The 6,932-nt window shown below is 69.2% G+C and carries 4 protein-coding genes; 1 reads left to right on the top strand and 3 read right to left on the bottom strand.

The window, feature by feature from the left end; translation table 11 throughout:
• Positions 1–230: 230 nt before the first annotated feature.
• Both WA805_RS10245 and WA805_RS10240 read right to left on the bottom strand, forming a co-directional pair.
• The gene (locus tag WA805_RS10245; protein WP_425240597.1) at positions 231–2,240 is read right to left on the bottom strand and encodes an ABC1 kinase family protein; all 2,010 of its coding nucleotides are present in this window, start codon (positions 2,238–2,240) and stop codon (positions 231–233) included.
• Positions 2,241–2,675: 435 nt separating this feature from the next.
• A complete protein-coding gene (locus tag WA805_RS10240) occupies positions 2,676–3,143 on the bottom strand; it encodes an Hsp20/alpha crystallin family protein (protein WP_422287905.1) in 468 nt (155 codons plus the stop codon).
• A 553-nt stretch (positions 3,144–3,696) separates the two neighbouring features.
• Here WA805_RS10240 and uppS point away from each other — a divergent pair.
• On the top strand, positions 3,697–5,487 hold the full coding sequence (gene uppS / locus WA805_RS10235) for a polyprenyl diphosphate synthase (protein ID WP_425242224.1): 1,791 nt from the start codon (positions 3,697–3,699) through the stop codon (positions 5,485–5,487).
• 173 nt (positions 5,488–5,660) lie between these two features.
• Here the strand turns inward: uppS and WA805_RS10230 are convergent.
• Positions 5,661–6,932 (bottom strand): CocE/NonD family hydrolase (locus WA805_RS10230; RefSeq protein WP_425242223.1); only part of this gene is annotated, 1,272 nt, incomplete at its 5' end.

Genomic DNA, 6,932 nt, shown 5'->3' with positions numbered 1-6,932 from the left:
GGGGTGCAAGTCCCTCTCGGACATGTCCTTACGTACATGCTGAGAGACGGCATAGTGGGAGGCAGGCCAGCGACCGCTGTCCGTACCGGTTCGCGGGCACGCAGAATTCACGCGGGAGGCATGGCGTTCTTAGGCGCTTGGAGGGACAGCCATGGCTGCGCACCGGACCGGGGTCCGCGCCCCTTTATCTTGTTCATCACGATCAATATCGTGCGGCTCTGCACCGGTGTTTACCGGTTGCTGAAGACGGCGAAAAGCACCCGCAGCACCAGGACGCCAGCGGCGATGAACAGGATGTAGCCGGTCAGCTGGAAAAGGCTGACGGTGGGAGCGATCTTCGGGCCCCCGGGCGCGCCGACCAGCAAGATGGCGCCGATGCCGGTCGCCGCGCCGAGAAGCGTCAGGAGGAATAGGTGGGTCAGGCCGGTGATCACCCGCCGGTCGCGTTCATCGGCGAACAGCCGCACGTTCACGCTGAGCCTGCCTTGTTCCAGAGCGCCGGTGATGCGGTCGACCCGGCGTGGTAGCCGGCGCAGCATGGGAAGCAGCGCTAGAAGCTCGTCGGCGGCCGTCTTCTGCACGGTGGCCGGCGACAGCTGCTCGGTCACGTGGGCGGCGGCGTACTGGCGCGCTTCTGCCGCTATGTCAAACTCGGGATCCAGCTGGGTGAGGGTGCCTTCCAGAGTGGCCAGGGCGCGCAGGACGGTGCCGATCTCGGCCGGGATGGCCAGCTCGAAACGCGAACCCAGGCGGAACAGGTCGGTAAACATCTCAGCAGACGGTGCGGCGCCGCCAACCAGGTGGACCGCCATAAACTGGCCGAGTGCCCGCTGCAGCTGCTGTTCGTCGAGCTCGTCGGGGTAGGTGACCAGGTCCAGCAGGGCATCGCGGAGCGCCTCGGAGTCGCCGCGTCCAAGGGCGAGCAGCAGGTTCTGCAGTCCCGATCGCAGCTGGGCGTCAAGGCGGCCGACCGAGCCGAAGTCGAGCAGGGCAAGACGGCCGTCGGTGAGCAGCATGATGTTGCCCGGATGCGGGTCGGCGTGAAACACGCCGCTCTCGGTCAGCTGGTACACCATGCTGCGGAGCAGCCCACGGGCCAGGTCGGCCCGGTCAAGCCCGCGGTCATCGATCAGCTGTCCTGCTTTTCGCAGGCTGACACCGTCCAGCCAGTCGATGACGAGCACGCGCTCGCTGCTCAGCTGCTCGTGCACTGCGGGCAGAGCCACCGAGACGCTGCCCCCGACGGCACGCTGCTGGCCCGGCCAGCTGGCAGCCATAACTGCCATGTTGCGTGCCTCAACCCGGAAGTCGAGCTCTTCCCGCATGGCGGCGGCGAATGCCTGAGCCAGGGTCACCAAGCCGTACGTCCGCGCCCAGCGGGTGCGACTCTCGAGCTTGGCCGCCAGGCGCAGCACGATGTCCAGGTCCTGCTCGACGGTGGCGCGGATCCCAGGGCGCTGCACCTTCACGGCGACCTCGATGGCCGAGGCTGCATCGTGGCGTAGCTGGGCCTGATAGACCTGGGCGATCGATGCGGCCGCGGCGGGCTCAGGACCCAGGTCCGCGAAAACCTGCCCCGTCGGAACCCCGAGCGACTCGGTTATCACTCCCTCTACCTGCTCCCACCGCGCCGGCTCGGCCCGGTCTTGGAGCCGGGCAAGCTCGGAGATGAACTCCTCAGGGAGCAGGTCACGGCGAGTGGACAGCAGCTGGCCCAGCTTGGTGAAGGTAACCCCGCCATCTTCAAGGGCACGCCGCAGAGACAAGGCAAGCGCCGCCCGGCCACCGGATGCATCCGCGCTGAGCTGCCGGCGCCCGCGTAGGTAAGGGCCTAGTCCGTGCCGCACCGCGATCCGGCTGATCTGCGAATAACGCCGTGAGCGCGCGAACGCGCGCCGCGCGCCGCGGATCACCTGCACCGGCTGCGGGCCCGTCCCGGTGGGCACCAGCGCCTCCGCCACGACGATGAAGAGCATCGCGACGATCAGCGGAACACCCAGCGCCGCAATGATGAACGCGGCCACGCGCCCGGCAGTCTGGACCGGTTGCAGCATCTGGGTGATACCAACGGCGGCGGCGAAGCCAAGCAACCCGGCGATCACTGCCCGCACCGTGCCAACCGGCAACCCGAGCAGCCGGGCCGATGCCCACGCCAGCCCGGCCACAAGCGCGATGCTGGTGACCAGCACGGTAAAGGTCAAAACGACCCCGCTCACCGGGCCCGGCTGCGCCGCCAGCATCGCTTCCTCTCCACCAGCCGTATCAGGCCGGAGCTGGCGGCCAGCCATTCTCCAAGAGCCCCTTCGGCCAGCAGCATCTTGCCCATCCCGGCCTCACCCGCGCGCATCAGCAGTCGCCCGCGGTCCGGGCGCGACTCATCGAGCAAGCCGGCCATCCTGGCCAGCTCACGGTCGCGGCGACAGACGGGAGGGCTGCTGTCTCCTCCTCCGGACCAGCCATAACGACAGCGTAGACCCCCCAAGCCCTCTGGAGACGGCCCTGCCGGACCCAGGCTCAGGCGCCGGCTACTTCCAGCTGCAGGATCTGCCCGGGGGACGGTAAGCCGCCCTGCGGCTTACCGTGCGGAGGAGCATCGATCACCGATCACGCGCGGGCATGGCCGCGTTCCTGTCCGGGGCCTGATCACGCAGCCGCGTCCTGCCCGTGCTGGTCCTTTATCCGGCCTGGTCAGGCGGCTGCTCAGGCGTCGCGTCGGCGTTAACGATGGGGATCCGGGTGCCTTCTGGGTTGACCTCGCGGGCCGGGACGCTGATCTCGAGGACTCCCTTGCCGTACTTGGCGGTGACGTCCGCAGCGTCGACCTTGGCGGGGAGCCTGACCTGACGGGCGAACGATCCGTAGCGGAACTCCGAATGACACGGCTCGTCGTCCTGCTGGCGGCGCTCGGCGCGAATGGTGAGGATCCGGCCGTCGACGGTGACCTCGATGTCGTTCTCCGGGTCCAGGCCGGGCAGTTCGGCCCGGACCACATAGTGGTCGTCCCGGATAGTCTCCTCAAGACGGAACACCTGGCCCGTCAGGAACGGCGGCGGTCCTGTCCACGGAGCCTCCAGCCAGTCGGCCAGGTCCGGGAACACGGCGCGGAACCTCTCAGGCGCCTGCGGGCGCGGCAGCTTAACCATGTTGTCCCTCCACTGCTCGTGCAACCACGTTATCTGTTCTGTTCTGGCCCAGCTGGCCGCGCAGACTGAGCCGACGGCGCGGCCCTCTCCCGCGGCTCCGCGCTAGCTGGCTGCATCGGCCTTGCCTGCTCCCCGGGGCGGGATGGCGGCGCTGGTCCGGCGTGCCCGTTGGCGGCTGGCGGTGCGTTGCGCTGTGCCCGCTGGCGGTGGCCGGCGGGGCGGATCCGGCTGGAGGAGCTGACCGGGCACAGGCTGGCTAGGGCCACAGCTTCCTGCCGGATAGGGGTCACGGTTTGGCCGGTTGTCCGTCGGGCTCACTGTGCTGGGTCAATCGGCAGCATCCCGGTCCCCAGGTGTCCGCAAGCCATGACCAGGCAGTAAATCCGGTTCTGCAGGGCCGCGGCGCCAGCATCCGCAGTACGCTCGACAAAGCTTCTCAAAAGCCGGAAAACGACACGTAGCTACCGATATTCCCGGGCTGGGACGATAGCGCTATTGGTTCAACTGGCGCGGCAAACTTCACAAGTTTCGTCTTACTGCCAGGATACTAGGCATGATGATCGCTGGACGTCGGTTGTCGCCCAGGACGGCGCCGCTCCCCCGCGGGAACGATGGTCGAGGCGACGGCGCGGCCCGACCGGGACCGGAGGGCGCGTACCGCTGGTGTCGGCGCATCGTACGTGAACGTGATCCGGCGATCTATGCATTGACGGCTCTGATGCCACGGCTGCTGTGGCCTGGCTGCTGGGCGCTGTGGGCGGCACTGGCGGCGGTGGATGACATCGCCGATTCCCGCACGAGGCAACCGACGGAGCGCGCCGTCGAGCTGCAGGCGTGGGTGAATGCCCTTGACGCCGAGCTGGCGACCGAGACCAGCACCGACATGGTCCGCCGGGCCCTGGTCGACACCATCGTGCGGTGGGGACTCGACGTGGCTGACCTACGGGCCTCGTTCCAGGTTCTTGCCGGCGACGTGCATCCCGCCCCCCTCGTGACCTGGGACGACTGGCGGGCGAGGTCGCGAGGGATGGACAGCGCGTGGGCCAGGCAGATCCTGGTCCTGCTTGACCGGGCCGGCGTGGACATGTCGTTCGCGCTGCAGCACGGCGAGGCGATCTCACGGTTCCTCGACGGCGTCCAGTTGATCGACGATCTGGCCGACCTGGCCGAGGATCTCGCCCAGCGGCCACTCACGATCCCGGCCGAAGTCCTCGACCGCTTTCCCGGCGCTGCCGAGGACCTGCCCCAGCGACGGTGGACGATGCCCGTGCAAGGCGTGCTGGCCCACTTGGTCAGCATGGCCCGGCACTGGGTGGACCAGCCCAGCCTCGGTGTCGGATGGCACCCGGGGCCGGCCATCCTGCTCGCGACCACGCGTCGCGTGTTCCTGGCCCGGCTCGACGCGATCGCCGCAGCCGGGCCGGGCCTGCTACAGGCCTCACCTGAGCCCGGGCGGATCACCCGGTGGCGGATCCTCGCGCCCGCCCGGGTCAGGACCGCCCTGGCCTGGAAGCTGACGGAGCTCAGCGGGCCACCTGCGGCCCGGCTCCTGCCAGCCCCGCTTCCCCCCGCCGGCCCGCCGCCTGGTCAGGTGCTGCCCCCACGGCTGCGCGCGGACGGCGTGCGGGCTCCCCAGATTGCCGCCGATCGGATGCCGCGGCACGTCGCGATCATTATGGATGGCAACGGCCGCTGGGCCCAACAGCGTGGCCTGCCTCGTCCCGAGGGACACCGCGCCGGCATCGAGGCCGTGCACGACGTTGTCCACGGCGCCCTGGAGATCGGGCTGTCCCACCTCACCCTGTACGCCTTCTCGACCGAGAACTGGAAGCGGGACGTCGGCGAGGTCACCCGGCTGTTCGCACTGCTCGACGAGGAACTGCGCTCGACCCCCTACCTCGACCACGGCGTTCGGCTCCGCTGGCTAGGCCACCCTGACCGGCTGCCGACGGAGCTTGTGCGGACCCTGCAACGTAACGAAACCGCCAGCCGAGACCAGCGCACCCTGACACTCACCCTCTGCGTGAACTATGGCGGCCGCGCCGAGATCCTGCATGGGGCCGCCGCAGTCGCACGCAGCGTCCTGGCGGGCGAGCTCGACCCCGAACAGATCACAGAGGGCGAGTTCGCGCGGCACCTCCCGCTGCCCGACCTGCCCGACGTAGACCTGCTATGGCGTACCGGCGCCGAGCAGCGCACGTCCAACTTCCTCCCCTGGCACTCCACGTACGCCGAACTGTTCTTCACCACCAGCCTCTGGCCAGACATCGACCGCCGCGACCTGTGGGCCGCCGTCGCCGAGTGCGCGCGACGGGGACGCCGCTACGGCGCGGCCACCGGCTGACCTCGCGCGAACGACGGGGTGCGGCCACCGGGCGAGGCCGGGCGGGCGCGCTCAGAATGACCGGATCGGCTTGCCGTTGGCTCGCCTCGTTACGGGACCGGATCGGAAGGCGCGATCAAGACGTACCGTGCTGCCGTAGGCCAGGCATTCCTATCTCGCGGCCCGGGTGAACGCTACGGCAGCAGCACTGGTAGCGAGAGCAGAGACTCGCAATGGTTAATTTCGATGTCCACCGGCAGGAGGGCGGTGGCCGTCGCGATCTGCTCGGCGGTGCCCGTGTTGCGGGCCCAGCGGGGGTGGGCTCCGCCGGAGACCTGGACGCGGAGGCGGTGCCCGGCTGCGAAGCGGTGGGCGGTCGCGCTCATCGGAACCTCGATCTCGGTCCAGCCGTCCGCGACAGTTGGCCGCGTGCCGTCCAGCCGTAGCAGCCCGTCGCAGATGTTCCATGACGTGCCCTTGGCGTCCACGTCGCACAGCCGGGCGAAGACGTCGAAGTTCGGGCTGCTGCCGCGAATCCGCAGCCGGAGGCTGACCTGGCCGATGACCTCTTGCGGTTCACCGAGGACTGGCCCGGAAAAGGCGAGGACGTCGTCACGTGCCTCCAGCTTGCCGTTGTCCTTCGGGCCGAATCCGTTCCTGTCCATGCGCGGGCCGCCTACCGAGGGCGTCGGATCAGCGGGGTCGTAGCGGAAAGATGACGCCCCCTCGCCAGGTGCGTCCGTGAGGGTTCCGTCGGCGTTCAGGTGCCACGGCTGCACGACGGCGTCTGGCGGCGGCCAGTCGGCCAGGTCACGCCACTGTCCTTTGCCGCCGATCTCGCCGACGTGGACGCGCACCGTAGTCGGTCCGGGAGCTTCCCCGCTCCCGGTCAGGTATGCCTGTAGCCACGCGAGCGCCTCCCCGGCAATGATCGGCATGGCCTTGTTGAACCCGGACGTGTGGTTCCACGGCCCGACGACTAGTCGCACCGTACGGCCGGCCTCACGAAGCCGCCGGTAGCTGTCCAGCGTCTGGTCGATGACGACGTCGTACCAGCCGCCGAGCAGGTGGACCGGTGGAGCGGACTCGATGTCCGGATCGGCACGCCGCGGCGCCCAGTACGGGTCGCCGGCGGCCGGGTGCGCCAGCCAGTTCTCGAGGTATCCGACCCGCTTCCCGAACGCCAGCTGGTACCCGGGCACGAGCGGCACAGTCCGCTCTACCTTCCGGTAGGTGAGCATCAGCCGCAGGACCGCGCCCATGAACGCGCGGAACCCTTTGTCCTGGGAGAGCATGGCGGCCACCCCGGTGAGCGTGGCCTCCATCGCGAAGGCACCGCCGGGGTAGATGAACCCGTAAAAGTCGTCCGCGCTGACCTGGACGACCATCGCCTTGAGCTCCGGCGGCGGGTCATTCGCCAGCGCCCACTGGGTGAAGCCGAGGTAGCTCGCGCCAATCGTGGCGAG

The organism is Trebonia sp., assembly GCF_049794275.1.
In the GTDB taxonomy this organism is placed as follows: domain Bacteria; phylum Actinomycetota; class Actinomycetes; order Streptosporangiales; family Streptosporangiaceae; genus Trebonia.
This window is presented reverse-complemented; position numbering and strand designations above follow the sequence as displayed.

Excerpts from the sequence above, each read along its gene's own strand:
- uppS (WP_425242224.1), top strand. The coding sequence starts at position 3,697 with ATGATGATCGCTGGACGTCGGTTGTCGCCCAGGACGGCGCCGCTCCCC.
- WA805_RS10245 (WP_425240597.1), bottom strand. The coding sequence starts at position 2,240 with ATGCTGGCGGCGCAGCCGGGCCCGGTGAGCGGGGTCGTTTTGACCTTT.
- WA805_RS10240 (WP_422287905.1), bottom strand. The coding sequence starts at position 3,143 with ATGGTTAAGCTGCCGCGCCCGCAGGCGCCTGAGAGGTTCCGCGCCGTG.